This window comes from Mucilaginibacter robiniae, assembly GCF_012849215.1.
Lineage (GTDB): Bacteria > Bacteroidota > Bacteroidia > Sphingobacteriales > Sphingobacteriaceae > Mucilaginibacter > Mucilaginibacter robiniae.
Genome location: NZ_CP051682.1, coordinates 150,193 through 166,625, shown reverse-complemented (window position 1 = coordinate 166,625; position 16,433 = coordinate 150,193). Strand labels below are relative to the sequence as shown.

13 protein-coding genes are annotated in these 16,433 nt (G+C 39.2%); 4 read left to right on the top strand and 9 right to left on the bottom strand.

Features of this window, described 5'->3' with window-relative positions:
- Positions 1 to 71 precede the first annotated feature (71 nt).
- The gene (locus tag HH214_RS00730) at positions 72 to 2,588 is read left to right on the top strand and encodes a S9 family peptidase (protein WP_169605514.1); all 2,517 of its coding nucleotides are present in this window, start codon (positions 72 to 74) and stop codon (positions 2,586 to 2,588) included.
- Positions 2,589 to 2,673: 85 nt separating this feature from the next.
- On the opposite strand, the gene HH214_RS00725 is transcribed toward HH214_RS00730, so the two are convergent.
- The 6 genes from HH214_RS00725 to HH214_RS00700 all read right to left on the bottom strand — a co-directional run bounded on the left by HH214_RS00725 (position 2,674) and on the right by HH214_RS00700 (position 8,327).
- Positions 2,674 to 3,867, bottom strand: a complete 1,194-nt coding sequence (locus tag HH214_RS00725) for a hypothetical protein (protein ID WP_169605513.1) — start codon at positions 3,865 to 3,867, stop codon at positions 2,674 to 2,676.
- Positions 3,864 to 4,844 carry a DUF2157 domain-containing protein gene (locus tag HH214_RS00720; protein WP_169605512.1) on the bottom strand — a complete coding sequence of 327 codons (981 nt, stop codon included), beginning with the start codon at positions 4,842 to 4,844 and terminating at the stop codon, positions 3,864 to 3,866. The genes HH214_RS00725 and HH214_RS00720 overlap by 4 nt, the downstream gene beginning before the upstream one ends.
- Before the next feature lie 91 nt (positions 4,845 to 4,935).
- The gene (locus tag HH214_RS00715; protein WP_169605511.1) at positions 4,936 to 6,213 is read right to left on the bottom strand and encodes an alkaline phosphatase family protein; all 1,278 of its coding nucleotides are present in this window, start codon (positions 6,211 to 6,213) and stop codon (positions 4,936 to 4,938) included.
- A 153-nt stretch (positions 6,214 to 6,366) separates the two neighbouring features.
- A complete protein-coding gene (locus HH214_RS00710; RefSeq protein ID WP_169605510.1) occupies positions 6,367 to 7,158 on the bottom strand; it encodes an aldo/keto reductase in 792 nt (263 codons plus the stop codon).
- A 96-nt stretch (positions 7,159 to 7,254) separates the two neighbouring features.
- Positions 7,255 to 7,488, bottom strand: a complete 234-nt coding sequence (locus tag HH214_RS00705) for a hypothetical protein (RefSeq protein ID WP_169605509.1) — start codon at positions 7,486 to 7,488, stop codon at positions 7,255 to 7,257.
- A gap of 197 nt (positions 7,489 to 7,685) precedes the next feature.
- Positions 7,686 to 8,327: an ankyrin repeat domain-containing protein gene (locus HH214_RS00700; protein ID WP_169605508.1), complete on the bottom strand. Its 642-nt coding sequence runs from the start codon at positions 8,325 to 8,327 to the stop codon at positions 7,686 to 7,688.
- A gap of 90 nt (positions 8,328 to 8,417) precedes the next feature.
- On the opposite strand from HH214_RS00700, the gene HH214_RS00695 reads away from it, so the two are divergent.
- Together HH214_RS00695 and HH214_RS00690 are read left to right on the top strand one after the other, a co-directional pair.
- A complete protein-coding gene (locus tag HH214_RS00695; RefSeq protein WP_169605507.1) occupies positions 8,418 to 11,090 on the top strand; it encodes an FtsK/SpoIIIE family DNA translocase in 2,673 nt (890 codons plus the stop codon).
- Between the two features lie 84 nt (positions 11,091 to 11,174).
- On the top strand, positions 11,175 to 11,849 hold the full coding sequence (locus HH214_RS00690) for a LolA family protein (RefSeq protein ID WP_169605506.1): 675 nt from the start codon (positions 11,175 to 11,177) through the stop codon (positions 11,847 to 11,849).
- 79 nt (positions 11,850 to 11,928) lie between these two features.
- Here HH214_RS00690 and HH214_RS00685 read toward each other — a convergent pair whose 3' ends face one another.
- Together HH214_RS00685 and HH214_RS00680 are read right to left on the bottom strand one after the other, a co-directional pair.
- Positions 11,929 to 12,690 carry an MBL fold metallo-hydrolase gene (locus HH214_RS00685; protein ID WP_169605505.1) on the bottom strand — a complete coding sequence of 254 codons (762 nt, stop codon included), beginning with the start codon at positions 12,688 to 12,690 and terminating at the stop codon, positions 11,929 to 11,931.
- Positions 12,687 to 12,959 (bottom strand): hypothetical protein, encoded by a 273-nt coding sequence (locus tag HH214_RS00680; RefSeq protein WP_169605504.1) that lies wholly within the window; start codon positions 12,957 to 12,959, stop codon positions 12,687 to 12,689. The genes HH214_RS00685 and HH214_RS00680 overlap by 4 nt, the downstream gene beginning before the upstream one ends.
- 271 nt (positions 12,960 to 13,230) lie before the next feature.
- On the opposite strand from HH214_RS00680, the gene HH214_RS00675 reads away from it, so the two are divergent.
- Positions 13,231 to 15,711 (top strand): ABC transporter permease, encoded by a 2,481-nt coding sequence (locus HH214_RS00675; RefSeq protein WP_169605503.1) that lies wholly within the window; start codon positions 13,231 to 13,233, stop codon positions 15,709 to 15,711.
- 6 nt (positions 15,712 to 15,717) lie between these two features.
- Here the strand turns inward: HH214_RS00675 and HH214_RS00670 are convergent, their stop codons facing one another.
- Positions 15,718 to 16,407 (bottom strand): HAD family hydrolase, encoded by a 690-nt coding sequence (locus HH214_RS00670; RefSeq protein ID WP_169605502.1) that lies wholly within the window; start codon positions 16,405 to 16,407, stop codon positions 15,718 to 15,720.
- Positions 16,408 to 16,433: the final 26 nt, after the last annotated feature.

The window sequence follows — 16,433 nt, the reverse complement described above, 5'->3', positions numbered from 1 at the left end:
TATTTATTACAATAAAAGCTATAGAGGTAAATTTTATTATTTTTCACATCAGTTTAGCTTAATTGATTTGCATGAAAAAACTTTACTTCTTGATGGCTGCGCCTTGGTTATACTTACAGACGCATGCTCAAACACCAGTAACTTCATCTCAGTCCATTGCCAAAGGTAACTACCAGTTAGCCGCCCGGTTTTCGCCTGGCAAAATCCGGAAAATGGTTTTTAGTACCGCGGTTGATCCGCATTGGTTGAAATTATCTGATCGTTTCTGGTATGCTTATGAAACTAGTAATGGCAAAAAATGGTACACCGTTGACCCTTCATCACGCAGCAAAAAACTTTTGTTTGACAATGCCAAACTAGCTGCTGCTATTACCCTGATTGTAAAAGATCCGTTTGATGCGCAACATTTACCTATCGAAAATCTGAAGTTTACTAAAGACGAAAAAAGTATCCAGTTTGACCTGAAAAGTACTCTCGATCAGGTAAAGAAAGATCGTAAGGATAAGAAAGCGGCCGATTCGTTAGAAAAGAAAACCTTTTATTTTCAATATAACCTGCAAACTCAACAGGTGCAGGAACTTAAAAACTATGAAAAGGTAAAGCCTAAACCTATGTGGGCAACCATTGCACCCGATAGTTCGGTTGTTATTTTTTCGCGCGAGTACAATTTGTATTGGATGGATAAAGCCAATTATAAAAAAGCTTTAAAAGATGAGGAAGATAAAACTATTGAAGAGCATCAACTAACTAAAGATGGGGTAGAGAATTACAGCTATGGTGGTAGTGGTATGAACGAAACCAATGTTGAGCGCGAAAAAAACATGAAAAAGCGCCGACCTGCCCGTGTAATGTGGTCGCCAAATTCTAAATATTTTGCGCTTACCCGTACTGACCAGCGCAAGGTGAAAGACTTTTGGGTGATTAACAGCATTGCTATGCCACGCCCTACGCTGGAAACCTACAAGTACCAAATGCCTGGCGAAAAAGAAGCCCCAATTACGGAGTTATACTTGTTTGATTTTGCGGCCAAAACTTCCAAAAAGCTGAACGTAGCTTTATTTAAGGATCAGGATCTATCTATGTGGCCAGCACCAGCTTTACAAAAAGATCGTGATGATGAGTTTCGTCCATCTCTATGGCTAGGTACTAACGACAGGTTTTACTTTTACCGTACCGGACGAGATTTGAAAAAGATTGATGTTTGCAGCTATAACATCAAAACTGACCAGGTAAAAATACAGGTTCAGGAACGGTTAAACACCTATGTTGAAATTGTTCGTCCGGGATTAGTAAACGATGGTAAAGAACTGGTAGAATGGTCTGAGCGCGATGGCTGGGCTCATTTTTACTTATATGATGATAACGGTAATTTGAAAAATCAAATTACATCAGGCTCGTTCCACTGCGATGATATTGTAAATGTAGACAGCAAAAACCGCGTATTATATTTTACAGCTTCTGGCCGTGAACCAGGACAAAACCCGTATTATCAACACCTGTACCGGGTTAATCTTGATGGTTCTCATTTGCAATTATTAACTGCTGGCAACGCGACCGACGTGCCTAGCGTAAGTGATGATAATCATTATGTAATTAATACCTCATCCAGGGTTAATACTGCTCCAAAATCGATATTGTACGACAATGCCGGGCATCAGCTAATGGATCTGGAAACTACAGATTTATCAGGTTTAATGGCGTCAGGATACAAGTTCCCTGAGCCGTTTAAAGTAAAGGCTGATGATGGCATTACTGATTTATACGGTGTAATGTACAAACCGTTTGATTTCGACCCTACTAAAAAGTACCCGATCATTGAGTATGTATATCCAGGTCCGCAAACTGAAGCTGTAAATGCTGCTTTTACAGCCAGCATGAACAATGTTGATCGTTTAGCGCAATTAGGTTTCATTGTGGTTACCGTTGGTAACCGTGGTGGTAATCCTGAACGTTCTAAATGGTATCATAACTTTGGTTATGGTAACCTGCGCGATTATGGTTTGGCTGATAAGAAAGCCGTAGTTGAGCAACTGGCTGATAAATATTCGTTTATTGATAGGACACGGGTCGGTATCACCGGTCACTCAGGCGGTGGTTTTATGTCAACCGCGGCTATCTTAAATTATCCTGATTTCTTTAAAGTGGCAGTATCTGAATCAGGTAATCATGATAACAGCATTTATAATCGCTGGTGGAGTGAAAAACACCATGGTGTAAGCGAGGTCATCACTGCTAAAGGAGATACTACTTTCAAATACAACATCGATAAAAATCAAGATCTAGCTAAAAACCTGAAAGGTCACCTGATGCTCTCTACTGGCGATATTGATAATAACGTAAATCCGGCCAACACCATTAGGGTAGTTAATGCACTCATCAAAGCTAACAAGCGTTTCGATTATGTGTTGCTACCCGGCCAGCGTCATGCTTATGGAGATATGACTGAATACTTCTTCTGGCAAAAAGCTGATTACTTTGTAAAATGGTTGCTGGGTGATTTCTCACAACCCGTGGACATATTAGAAATTGATCGTGATATTGAAATGAATGGCAAACGCCCTACGGCGGAAGGCGAAGCTGCCAATTAAACGTTCAACTACTACGTTTTTAAGAAAGCCGCAGGTGTACATACCTGCGGCTTTCATGTTTATAATCAAACGCTTATATAAGCTATTAAAAACTACTGCTGGAGCCACCTCCACCAAAACTGCCGCCACCAAAACGATCAGGATGTTCAATCGGTATATGAGGAGTATGCGGTGTGGTTTGTGCAACTAGGAGCGATTCTACTTTTAACTGATCCATTTTATTTCGGGTAGCCGTTTCTGCATAAGTAAAACCTTGTTTAGGTGTTTTTAGATATCGAACAACAGCGTACACCAGCGCAAGTAATATACCACCTCCAAGTATTAGTGCCATTTCTGTAGGTAGTATGTGATAGTAATATCGTACGGTAAATACAGTAGCAGCAACCAGTAATAAACCTAAACGTAAAAATAACACGTTTTTCTTCCTCAAACCTATAGCTATGTAAAAGAAAGGAACTAAAATGGTCCATAACCAAAACAGCCAACCTAATCTAACAGGAGCATGTTCGAAAGAAGTATTTGGGGTTAGTTGACTGCCTAGCTGATCAATAATAAAGTAGTTGCCTGATAGATATAAAGTAACTAAGCCGATCAGTTGAACAGCTATCAAGCAATTGGCATAATATAAAGCTTTGGGATGACGATTAAACCGTTTTCCAATCAAATAAATTGAAACAGATGCCAGCATCATAATAAATGGTATGGTGGCTATACCTAGTGCACCTAGTTTATTCCAGATAAAGAATACTGCTGACAGAAAAGCTACACTGGTTACTACGCTCATGAGTATATCAGCAAAGCGCAAGGTAAAGTACCCTGCTAAAAGTAACACAAACACACTAATACCAATAGCATGTGAATTTTCGTAGCCAGCGGTATCTATTGTTTCTATAAGCCAGATAAAACTACCAGTAAACAAACCACCTGCTACCCACATCAAAGCATCATCAACACCAGAACGGTAATGATTATTTTCTCTAACTATATACTCGAGAACTACATATGTACCTATGCCTAAAAACAATAACCAGCCAAAACTCTCGACTATACGAACTTCGGAAGCCATCAGGCTTAGTAGCCCGCATGCAAAAATTAGCAGTACAATCGTTAAAATAAAAAATCCTATTCTAAGGATTATTCCGTGTGAATAAAAGCCAACAGGATATTTTGACTTGATGGCTGTAACTTCATCACTTGTTAGAATATCAGCTGCCTGGTCAGCATCAATCTGTTGGTGCAAGCGTAAGTTATTTAGCCAGTTTTTATTATATATAATCATAACGCTCTGATTTTTCTGCTGATGTAAACCAATAAATAGATGATACCTGCTGCCGAGCCACTAAAAAACATAAGCAGAAGCCCTACAAAGTCATTAGGTGCTACCCACATTATCGCTCTAATTAATAAGCAATTCAAACTAAAATAGCTGTACAAAACACTAAGCAGTATAAAGTAAGCTGATTTGTTTTGTATAGCATCTTGATAGATATACATGCCTAAAGCAATTTGAACAATAAGCCAAATAACAGATGCGCTTTCATTGTAGTTAAAGAAGTAATTAGCTATTAAAGCAATAAAGCCTACGTGTATCCCGTAATGCTGGTAGCTAAAGGCGAAATGCTTTTTCAGGATGTATTTCTGTGTTAGCCAAGCTGCCAGCAACATAAGTAGGCCGAAACCCAAATAAGTGTAAATAACACTCTGGCTATTGAAGGTTTGATAGCTTAGTAACTGTTTTAGGTTAACAGATACACCTAAGCAAAGCCCTAAGTTAACAATAGCCATGTTCAAGATGCCGATGTGATCAAAAGCATAAGCTGTATAAAACAGTACTAGGGTAGGGATGAGGGTAGCCAAGCCATATTGATTACCAAAAACATGATATTGGTATTGCAGATAACCTAAAAATATCAAGAAACATAGGGTACCCAATAGCAGTATGTAGTCAAAAAATGTATTAGGTGTTTGAACCTTAGCAAAGCTAAAAGGCTTTTTATGTTTAAAGCAGTAAGCATAGCATCCGGCAGTAATTAGTGCTATCAGAGCCAAAATAATTTGATGGCCAATCGTGTCTATATTCTTATAAATCAGTATGCCTGATCCGCTGGTGAGCATAATAATACCCACGTAAAGCAAGGTTTTTACTTCCCAATGTATGGAAAACAGTGGATGTTGACGATGCTGCTTTATTCGTTCAAAAGAGACATCACTAATGAGACCTTCTGCGTGTAAATTTTCATAGATATGCTGATCCATGCCGATAAGTTTTTAGGTGTAACTTGCGTTTTGGAAAGTTCAAGTTTACCTAAAAACTTTATCTTTTTAAAAATTGAGCTGGCTGAGTACTTTATTTCTTGAGTATACGCTTAGCTAAATTCTTGCTACCATCCAGTTTTTCGGAGTATTTTAAGCCTAAAACTTGGCTAACCATAGGATAGATATCCAGGTTTTTAAAAGTCGGTATAGTTAAGTGCGTTTTAAAAGCTGGCCCCCAGGCGTAAAAGGTGGCTTGCATCTGTTTTACTTTAATAGGGTCGAAACCGTGAGCGCCGGGCTTGGTTTTTCCTTTACCAATTTTAAATACTTTTGGGTAAATGGGTTCCAATAATATATCGCCTATACGATTATACCGGTCATCCTTCAGTCCATAATGCCAATATGCAGGTGTATTGCTGCGCAGGTATACATTATAGTCGCTGGTTTTTTGCTTCTTGATAGTTTCGTAAGTGCCTTTTATGGCTGATGCATCTTTGGGATTTTTAGCATAAAGCTCTACCAGAATATCTTCTCCTGATATGGTGAACTTCGTGGTATCTACAGATGCAGGTATTTGTAGTACGTTCTGATTATCAATAGTAGCCATGCCATGATCTGATACCACTACGAAACTAATGGGTAACTTGGTAGTTTTTACGGCTTTGTTCAATTCGTTGATGGCTGAATCTATAAAGAGAACCTGCCGTTTGGTTTCGGCAGTTTCGGGCCCATACTCATGTCCGGCATGATCTACTTCCGGAAAGTAAAAAGTAATCAGATGCGGGCGGCGTTCTGCCGGCATTTTCAACCATTTAACTACAGTATTAATACGCTGGTGAATGCCAATCTTTTCATTGTAAGGGTAGCGGTAAGTAGGATACACGCCTTTAACATCGGCTTCCGAACCTACCCAGTAAAAACTTGCGGTAAGCATGTGTTGCTGTTCTGCCAATACCCATAGCGGAGTACCACCGTACCATTTGCCTTCGGCAGCAGTTTTGCCTTTGTAAGAGTAGAATTGTTTAAAATTCCGGTCGTAAAAACGATTGCTTACTAAGCCATTATGGGCTGGCAATAAACCGGTAACCATTGTATAATGGTTCGGAAAAGTAATAGATGGAAAAGCCGGTTTCATGGATTGTGCCTGCACACCGCTTTTGCGTAATGCTAATAGGTGCTTAGCCTGGTATTTGTCAGCATAATCATACCGCATACCATCTATCGAAATCATGATGACATAAGGCTTTTTTTGCTGAGCCTTACTGTTGATTCGGCCTTTAATTACCAGTTGTGCAGTATCAGTCTGGCAAAAAGCTTGGAAGGAAGTTAATAAGAACAGTAGAGCTATAAAGGATGTTGCTTTTTTCATAAATAACAGAATACAAAAATACATAAACTTACAACGCGCATGTATTTTCGTACAAAGTAATTTTTGCAATCATCTGCTCTTAAATACTACAATATAAACCGACGTACAAATCATTATTTTAAAATTATACACCGGTTTACATTGCGGTAAGTTTTAGCAATACTTTTTGTTTTTATGCTTCAAACCGGAAATTTTTTCCATGTCTTCATCCCGCAGTTCAAAATCAAATATCTGCAAGTTTTCCAATTGGTGCTTTTCGCTAGATGCTTTTGGTATAGCCGCTACTTGTGGTTGCTGAATGAGCCAGCGTAATACCACTTGACTAACGGTTTTGTTATATTCGGCAGCTATATTTTTTAACACAGGTTCATTTAGCATATCACCTTGCCCTAAAGGGCTATAGGCTGTTAAAAACAATCCATTTTCCTGTACATAGTCCAGCATTTCTTTCTGCGAATAATAGGGGTGATATTCCACCTGATTGCATACTATAGGCGCTTGCTTTTGAGCTTGTTCTAATTGTGGTATTGAAAAATTACTCACCCCAATAAGTCTGGCATATTGCTTATGCAGGCATTCAGCCAATAAATCTACAGCACTACAGTTGGTGTCTTCATTATCTGCTGGCCAATGAATCAGCAATAAATCTACATACTCTTGATTCAGCTGCCGCAAGCTTTCCTCAACTGCCGGTATGAATTTGTTTTTGTCAAGATTGGTTGGCCATACTTTAGTGGTTAAAAATATATCTTTCCGGTCTAGTTTGCTGTTGCGCATACCTTTACCTACTTCAGCTTCATTTTTGTAAAACTCGGCTGTATCTAAATGCCGATAACCGATGCGTAAAGCTGTTTCTGTAGCCTCAATACCCTTGTTGCCTGTTAAAGTATAAGTGCCAAAACCTAATACTGGTATCTGTATATTATTTTGTTGAAGGTGTAACATATTTTGTGTAAAAAACCGAAGCTTTAAACTACCATCATTAATACGCAACAAAGCTTCAGTGTATATTATTGCGTAGAAAATGTATGCAATTATTGACTATGCCTCGTATTCAATTCTAACCTGTACCGATTTATCATCATGTACTTTAGCGTACTGCTTAGGGTTACGGGTAAACTCCGGATCGGTATCCAAATAAATATCCGTAATTTTTACGGTTTCAGGTTGACTGACTGTACCTACGTTGTATGTATAAGAGGACTGTGTTTCTAAGCTTTGTTTGATTTCCTGGTATTCTTTACCAGTTAACATGACCATTTTTTCGGCTTTCATTGTTCATTAAGATTTATATTGAAACACATTAATTTATAATTTGATTGATAAAATTAAAAGCTATAAAGTGCTTATTTAAGATTACGGTTAGGAATACGTTTACTAACAATTTAAATGGAACTGCTTTACAAAAACAAAGGCTCCTGATATTTAATCAGGAGCCTTTCTGTATTTATATGATTGATTCGAAAAAAGTATTAACTTAAAATTTGAGCTAATTCTTCAAAGCCTTTTTCACGAGCCAAATCGGCAGGTGTTAAACCGTCTTCCATTTTAATGTGTAAGTCAGCACCATTTTCCAGTAACATGGCTAGCATTTCAGGATCGCCGTTTTTAGCAGCATAATGCAGTGGCGTAATACCAGAACTTTGCTGTACGTTTAATTGAACATTGTGTTCAATTAACATATGCACTATGTCTGTATGTTTAGCAGCAACAGCTAAATGTATTGGGTGAATATCTAAACCATTGTCAAGTGCTTGGTTTACATCAGCACCTTTAAAGGCCAGATAACGAGCTACTTCATAATGGCCAAAGTAACAGGCTAAAGCTAGTGGTGTAAAGCCTTCGTCATTATGTTGATTAACTAATTCAGGATTAGAATAAACCAGATAAGCTACCATATCAAATTTACCAGCAGCAGAAGCCTCAAAGATATCAATCTTATCTAAGTACTTTAACAGCAGCGAAGTTGCAGCAGGTTTTTTGTACACACATGACAACATAAGTGGTGATACTTGCGTATCATCGTCATATTTGGCCAGCATTGGGTTTTGAGCCAGCATGGCATTTAAGCTGTTTAAATCTTCTGTAGTAATGTAGTATTCTAAACGTCCCATAGTCAATCATTTAAATAATATTGGATTAAAAATCATGCCAAAGCAAACTATAGTTGCTAACTTTATATCTGAAATTAACTGTCGATAAAGATGCCGCCAAAAGGAAATCAGTTTAAATCAAATAACGTAAAAGAGGAAAATCGCCCACGACAGAGTGCTGCCTCGCGCAATGATCGTGAACGGTTAGTGAAACAAAAATTTGAAAAACTATCTGCCTTTGATTTTTATGATGGTCGGTTAATTAAAGTGGCCGGCTTAGTATGTCTGGTATTGTCTATTTTTTTCCTCATTGCTTTTACCTCATATTTATTCACTTGGGAATCTGACCAGAGCTATATTTTAAAATCAAACGGAGGATGGCATACTTTATTTAAAACTCAGCAGGAACTAGGCGATAGTGGTACTAATGTACCAGTTGTTGAAAACTGGTTGGGTAAATTGGGAGCACTCATGTCCAATCAATTCATGTATGAGTGGTTTGGCTTAGCCTCGTTTTTCTTTGTAGCAGTGTTTTTTGTAATAGGGTATCGCTTGTTATTCAAGGTAAAGCTATTTCCTACAGGTAAGCTGTTAGGCTACTCACTTTTTGGATTGATTTTCACTTCGGTAACTATTGGTTTTATACACGGCTTTACAACCGATTATGCTCATTATATTGAGGGTGGCTTTGGTTTTTGGAGTACCCGATTACTGAATGCGCAAATAGGGGAGGCGGGTACTGGCTGTTTGTTGGTGTTTGCTGCACTTACTGCTTTAATTGTAGCTTATAATATCGACTTTAAATTACCGGAGCGCCGTATTAAACCGGTGGTTAAGCCAGCTATTGTGCCTGAAGTAGTAAAAGAAGATGCTCTGTTAGAAAAAGATGAACCTTCAGAACCTGTAGAGTGGCCACGTGCTAACCACCGCATGCGTGAAAATGCTGTTGTTACTCCGCCACCAGTTGCTCCAACCGAACGCTTGAAGCAGCAGCCCTTACCTAAAGCGCCAGTACTGGAAACTATTGTGCATGAACCTGTAGTTCCACATTCGGTAACCGCAAACACGGTATTAACCAATATTTTGGTGCATGAGCCTATTGTGCTTACGCCATCTGTAACGGCTAAAGTAGAAGAACCGCTTGAGGAGGAAGAACTGGAATTGGAAAATGAAGTTCCACTTACGGTAGAAGATACCCGACCATTGCCTGAACTAGCTATTGAACAGCCAAGTGAAGTGACCGCCAATGATTTGGTTAGCCAGTTTGGAACGTTCGACCCTACATTAGATTTGTCCTCCTACAAATACCCTACACTGGATTTGCTGGAAAATTATGGTTCAAACAAAATAACGGTAAACAGTGCCGAACTGGAAGCCAACAAAAATAAGATTGTTGAAACGCTGAACCATTATAATATTGAAATTGAAAAAATTAAAGCTACCATTGGCCCAACGGTAACTTTATATGAAATAATACCTGCACCAGGCGTACGTATATCCAAAATCAAAAACCTGGAAGATGATATAGCCTTAAGTTTAGCGGCATTAGGTATTCGTATTATTGCGCCTATGCCAGGTAAAGGTACCATTGGTATTGAGGTACCGAACCAACAGCCTGAAATGGTTTCTATGCGTTCGGTATTGGCTACAGATAAATTCCAGAATACCACAATGGATTTGCCTATTGCTTTAGGTAAAACAATCTCGAATGAGGTTTTTATTGCTGACTTGGCTAAAATGCCGCACTTACTCGTAGCAGGTGCCACAGGTCAGGGTAAATCAGTTGGGATCAATGCCATTCTGGTATCGTTGCTGTATAAGCGCCATCCTGCCGAACTTAAGTTTGTGATGGTGGATCCGAAAAAGGTGGAGTTAACGCTGTTCCGTAAAATAGAAAGGCATTTCTTGGCTAAATTGCCCGATGAAGCTGATGCTATCATTACCGATACCAAGAAGGTAATCAACACGCTGAATTCATTGTGTATTGAAATGGATCAGCGTTATGACTTACTGAAAGATGCACAGGTACGTAACCTGAAAGAATACAATGCTAAGTTCATCAATCGGAAGCTGAACCCTGAAAATGGTCATCGCTTTTTACCATTTATCGTATTGGTGGTGGATGAGTTTGCCGACTTGATGATGACGGCCGGCAAGGAGGTTGAAATGCCAATTGCCCGTTTAGCACAGTTGGCACGTGCTGTGGGTATTCATCTGGTTATAGCTACACAGCGCCCATCTGTAAATATTATTACCGGTACAATCAAGGCTAACTTCCCTGCTCGGCTGGCTTTTCGGGTGTTATCTAAGATTGACTCTCGTACTATTTTGGATGCAGGTGGTGCCGATCAGTTAATTGGCCGTGGTGATATGCTGCTGTCAACGGGTAGCGATTTAATACGCTTACAGTGTGCCTTTGTGGATACTCCGGAAGTAGAGAAAATATCGGATTTCATCGGCAATCAGCGGGGATATTCAACTGCCATGCTATTGCCTGAATATGTTGGTGAAGGCGGCGAAGCCAGTGCCCCAAAAGATTTTGATCCGAATGATCGTGATCCGATGTTTGAAGATGCCGCACGCCTGATTGTGTTACATCAACAGGGGTCAACTTCATTAATTCAGCGAAAATTAAAATTGGGGTATAATCGTGCTGGGCGTATTATTGACCAACTGGAAGCAGCTGGCATTGTTGGTCCGTTTGAGGGTAGTAAAGCACGTGAAGTATTGTACCCGGATGAATATAGCTTAGAGCGGCATCTGGAAACACTTCAAAAACAATAAGCTTGTTAAACCATCAGGTGTGTTTAGTGTTCTAAAGTTCAATTGGCTTAATCGCTGATTGAACTTTCTGTTTTATATATAACCATGAAAAAGATTTTCACATACCTGCTTTTAACCGTATCTGCTTCAGCAGCTTTTGCGCAAAAAGACAAGCAAGCCAAAACCATACTAGATGAGGTAAGTCATAAATATCAGGCTTACGATGCTGTTAAAACTGATTTTTCCGTAGCAGTTCAAAATCCGCAAGCGGGTGTAAACGAAACACAAGCGGGTACTTTACTGGCCAGAACAAAGGCTAACCAATACCGGCTTACCATATTTAGTCCTGGTGGAAGTAAAGCAGCTCCGGCTCAGGAAATTATTAGCGATGGTAAAACCCAATGGACTTATACGCCTAAAGACAAAGAGGTACAGGTGAATGATGCCAGCGGCCATGCCGATGCTATGAACCCTTCACAATTGTTTAACTTGTATCAGAAAGGGTATAAGTACATTTATACTGGTGAGCAGAAAGTAGCTGGTAAGGCTTTGCAAGTAGTTGAGTTAACACCTACTGATGAAAAGCAAAGTATTTTCAAAATCAGGTTGCTAATAGATAAAGTGAAAAAACAAATTTATAGTGCGTTATTGTTTGATAAGAACGGAAACCGTTATACTTATACCATTCGCAGTTTTACGCCTAATGCCTCGGTGGCAGGCAGTACGTTTACTTACAATCCTAAAGAGCATCCCGGAGTAGAAGTTGTTGATTTACGATGAAAGCTCTAAAGCAGCAAATAAAAAAGGCCATTCAGTGAGTGGCCTTCTTTATTGTGCTGCTTTTCAAAGCGAACGGATTCTATAATTCAATTTTCAGTCCATCATACGCCAGCTTTATGCCTGGTGGCAATTCTTGTGATATTTCTGCATGTTTACCCAAGCGGTGGCTAATGTGAGTAAAGTAAGTAGTTTCAGCGCCCATTTCCTGTGCAAACGCAATAGCTTCACTTAAGGTAAAATGTGAAATGTGTGCTTGCTTTTGCAATGCATTTACAACTAATATTTTGCTCCCTTTAATTTTGGCTTTTTCTTGCTCGCTGATGGTTTTAGCATCTGTGATGTAAGTAAAGTTCCGGATACGGAAACCTAATACCGGCAGTTTATAATGTAATACTTCAATTGGGATAAAGTGCAGTTGGCCAATATCAAAAGGCTTTAAACCTATGGTATGCAGGTTTATTTCGGGAATGCCGGGATATTTGTATTCAGAAAAAATATAAGAATATTCCCGTTTTAGTGCTTCCTGTACCCGAGGCGTAGCATACACATCCATAGCCTTTTGCTGCCTGAAGTTAAAAGCACGAATATCATCTAAACCGCCAATATGGTCTTTATGCTCATGAGTAAATACTACGGCATCCAGGTGCATTACATGCTCACGCAGCATTTGATAACGGAAATCGGGCCCCGTATCAATAACTATGTTGGTGTCTTGCTCCTCAATCATGATAGAAGAGCGCAAACGCTTATCATGCCTATCGGTTGATGTGCATACTTCACAGTCGCATGCTATTACAGGTACTCCCTGTGAAGTTCCGGTTCCTAAAAAAGTAATGGTCACAGCTGCAATTCGGTTTTTCTAATTTGTTGTAAAAATGCCAGCTGTTTATCGTCCAGTTGTTCGTTATCTATTTCCAGCTGCCGTATTAATTCGGCTATGGCTTGAACCTTACTCTCCAGATTTGAAAATTTGTTCACCACAATCATCCGGCTGCTTTGCAACAAACAGGCGCCAGTTTTGAAGTTGCCCTTTTCGTAGCGCACTTTGTAACCTGCACTTTTTAACAAGTTCTCCAGTTTGTCTAAAGTATGTTGGGTAGGCGTAAGCATCAGTTCAAAAATAGTAAAACCTGAGGTTTGTTGTGTTGGTTTTTGAAAAGTTCATTATACTAATGTTCGCTTTAGCTCCCCGATGTACTAATCATATTGCTTTCAACAGGCATAAACAACACAATTATTGTAATATACTCGCACAAAAAAGTGTGCGTTATCGAACGCAAGGAAGATGATGTTAAAGGTAAGTTATTGATAAATATAGGCTTATGTATTTGGCATGATAATGCAATGTTATAAGTAGCTTAAACTTATTATTCAAGCCATTATGCTAAAAAACTACTTTAAAACTGCCCTTCGTAGCTTATTAAAAAACAAGTCGTTTACGCTGATTAACATTATCGGGTTAGCTATAGGCATTAGTGCAGCTATTGTAATTTACTTGGTAGTACAGTATGATTTCAGCTTTGAAAAGTTTCAGCCCGATGGTAACCGTATTTATCGCATAGTGTCTGATATTTCTTTTCAAGGTGAAGTAAGCCACAATTCCGGCGTTCCGGTCCCACTCAATAAAGTTATTAATGGTATAACAGGAGTACAAGCAGCAGCACCTTTTCATGTATATAGTGAAGGTGATGCTCGTGTTAGTATTCCCACCATCCACAATACACCTACAGTTTTCAAGAATGCAGACAACATTTTAGTATGTGATCAAAAGTATTTCAGCTTTATACCTTATCACTGGATGGCCGGTACGGCAGTTACAGCATTACAGCAGCCCAATAGTGTAGTGCTTACAGCTAGTCGCGCCAAAATGTATTTTCCAGGTATGCAGCCTAAGCAAACTCTGAACAAGGTGATTGTTTACGACGATACCTTGCGCTTGAGTGTAACAGGTATTGTAGCCGATCTGGATGCAAATACAGACTTTAAGTTCCACGATTTTATTAGTTATACTACGTTTAAAAACGAAGCCATAAGTTCTACTGGAGGGGATATGGATGGAACGTCGGGTGTGGGTGCTTGGGGGCATACTTCTTCATTCGACCAGCTTTTTATTAAAGTCAATCAACAAGCTGCTGTAAAAAATATCAAACAGCAATTAGATGCCCTGATTACTAAAAATACAAACCGCAGTAGCAAGGCTACCGAAGCGCATGTTTTTAAATTACAACCATTAAGTGATCTGCACTTTAATACTGATTTTGACAACTTTGATCAGCGTGTGGCGAATAAATCTGTATTGTACAGTTTGCTGGGTGTTGCCGCTTTTTTGTTATTGCTGGGGTGTATTAACTTTATTAATTTAACTACTGCGCAAGCATCGCAACGGGCGAAAGAGATAGGCATCCGCAAAACTGTAGGCGGAACCCGGTTGCAATTAGTAGCGCAACTCTTGACCGAAACATTTTTGTTAACGCTTGCTGCTACTCTAATCTCTGTTTTTCTGGCTATATACTTAATTAAGGCATTCAGCAGTTTCATACCTGCTGGAATTACGTATCATCAACTGTTTAGTTGGCCTATATTATTGTTTGCTGTTTTATTAATGGTTGTAATTACCTTACTAGCCGGGTTTTATCCAGCTCTGATATTATCGGGGTATCAGCCTGTTCAAATTATAAAAAGCCAGCACGGGATGCCCAATGTTAAAGGTAATGCTTTAATGCTGCGCAAATCGCTTACGGTGTTTCAATTTGCTATAGCCTTGTTTTTTATCATGACTACTTTGTTAGTAGGCAAGCAAATTCATTATATAGTTAACAAAGATTTAGGCTTTAAGAAGGACGCCGTTTTATACATCCGTACTCCGGTAAATAGTGCAAATACCGACTTAAAGCAGGTATATTGTAATAAACTAAAAGCCATACCTCAAATTGAGAATTTAGGTTTTGGTGGCGATGCACCTTCTTCCCCTAATTCGCATTCTACTACTTTCAGGTACACTAATGGCAAAACCGAGCATGAAAATGACGTAGAATTAAAGTTTGCGGACACGAATTACTTGAATGTATACCATATTAAACTTTTGGCTGGCCGCAACCTACAGGCGCAAGATAGTACGAGTAACTTCATTATTAATCAAACCTATGCTAAATTGTTAGGCTTTAATAAACCAGAACAAGCTGTAGGGCAGTTGGTAACGGTAGATCATAAGCGAGAACAAATAATAGGCGTAGTGGCAGACTTCTACCAAAAATCTTTACACCAAGCCATTAAGCCTATGGTTTTATGCTATGGCCGTTCAGGTAAAAACATGCGCACCATACATATTGCTTTAAAGCCGCAAATGGCAGGGGCAGAAAGTTGGAAAGCAGCTTTAGCACAAATGCAAAATGCTTGGCAGCAGGTTTTTCCAGATAACGATTTTGAGTTTAGGTTTGTGGATGAAAGTATTGCCAGGTTTTACAAGGCTGAGCAAAATACAGCACAATTACTCAACTGGGCTACCGTAATATCTATCCTGATTAGCTGTTTAGGGTTACTAGGGTTGGCTATTTTTACTACTAACCAGCGTACCAAGGAGATTGGCATTCGCAAAGTTATGGGAGCTGGCATAAGCCAGATTATAGCCTTACTTACAACAGATTTTGTTAAGTTGATTGTGATTGGGTTTGTAATAGCTTTACCCTTTGCCTGGTATGCCATGAACCAATGGTTGCAGGATTATGCCTATCATACCAGCATCAGTATATGGATATTTGCTTTAGCTATAATTATAGTTTTGTTAATTGCTTTATTGTCTATGAGTGTTCAAACGTTTAAAGCAGCTACTGCTAACCCCATTAAAAGTTTACGCAGCGAATAATAGATTTTAGCTTATTAGATAAGGTAAAGCCTCTTTAATGTGGGTTACACTTTTAAAGTGATCGTGTTCAACCTGCTTTTCTACCTGCTCGTGTACCCAAGTAATATGGTAAGGTACATGTATGGCATGGCCTCCAACGTTCAGTACCGGAATGATGTCTGATTTGAGGGAATTGCCAATCATTAACAATTCATCTGGTTGTATATCCAGGTGGCGTATAAGTTTCAGGTAACTGGTTTCATCTTTTTCCGACATAATTTCAATATGGTGAAAGTAATGCGCCAAGCCCGATTTTTTGAGTTTTCGTTCTTGGTCTAGCAAGTCGCCTTTGGTGGCAACTACCAGTCGGTAATGTGGGTGTAAAGCTTGCAAAACTTCTTCAACGCCTTCTAGCAATTCAATTGGCTCATTCAGCATTTCTTTGCCTAAGTCCAATATTTTGTTTACCGCTTCAGCATTAACGTGGTTGCCAGTAATTTGCAAAGCGGTTTCCATCATGGATAAGACAAAGCCTTTAATACCGTAACCATACAGGGGCAGGTTGCCAATTTCTATTCTCATCAGCTCCCGCTCAATTTCATGTGCAGGCAGATACTCGTTAAACAAATTATAGAACTTTTCTTCTGTATTCCTGAAATAGGGTTCATTTACCCAAAGGGTATCATCGGCATCAAAGGCAATTACTTTAATGGGCATTATCAATTGAAATTTTATAGCAATAA

Coding starts and splice junctions, on each gene's coding strand:
- HH214_RS00730 (WP_169605514.1), top strand. CDS start 72: ATGAAAAAACTTTACTTCTTGATGGCTGCGCCTTGGTTATACTTACAG.
- HH214_RS00725 (WP_169605513.1), bottom strand. CDS start 3,867: ATGATTATATATAATAAAAACTGGCTAAATAACTTACGCTTGCACCAA.
- HH214_RS00720 (WP_169605512.1), bottom strand. CDS start 4,844: ATGGATCAGCATATCTATGAAAATTTACACGCAGAAGGTCTCATTAGT.
- HH214_RS00715 (WP_169605511.1), bottom strand. CDS start 6,213: ATGAAAAAAGCAACATCCTTTATAGCTCTACTGTTCTTATTAACTTCC.
- HH214_RS00710 (WP_169605510.1), bottom strand. CDS start 7,158: ATGTTACACCTTCAACAAAATAATATACAGATACCAGTATTAGGTTTT.
- HH214_RS00705 (WP_169605509.1), bottom strand. CDS start 7,488: ATGAAAGCCGAAAAAATGGTCATGTTAACTGGTAAAGAATACCAGGAA.
- HH214_RS00700 (WP_169605508.1), bottom strand. CDS start 8,327: ATGGGACGTTTAGAATACTACATTACTACAGAAGATTTAAACAGCTTA.
- HH214_RS00695 (WP_169605507.1), top strand. CDS start 8,418: ATGCCGCCAAAAGGAAATCAGTTTAAATCAAATAACGTAAAAGAGGAA.
- HH214_RS00690 (WP_169605506.1), top strand. CDS start 11,175: ATGAAAAAGATTTTCACATACCTGCTTTTAACCGTATCTGCTTCAGCA.
- HH214_RS00680 (WP_169605504.1), bottom strand. CDS start 12,959: ATGCTTACGCCTACCCAACATACTTTAGACAAACTGGAGAACTTGTTA.
- HH214_RS00675 (WP_169605503.1), top strand. CDS start 13,231: ATGCTAAAAAACTACTTTAAAACTGCCCTTCGTAGCTTATTAAAAAAC.
- HH214_RS00670 (WP_169605502.1), bottom strand. CDS start 16,407: ATGCCCATTAAAGTAATTGCCTTTGATGCCGATGATACCCTTTGGGTA.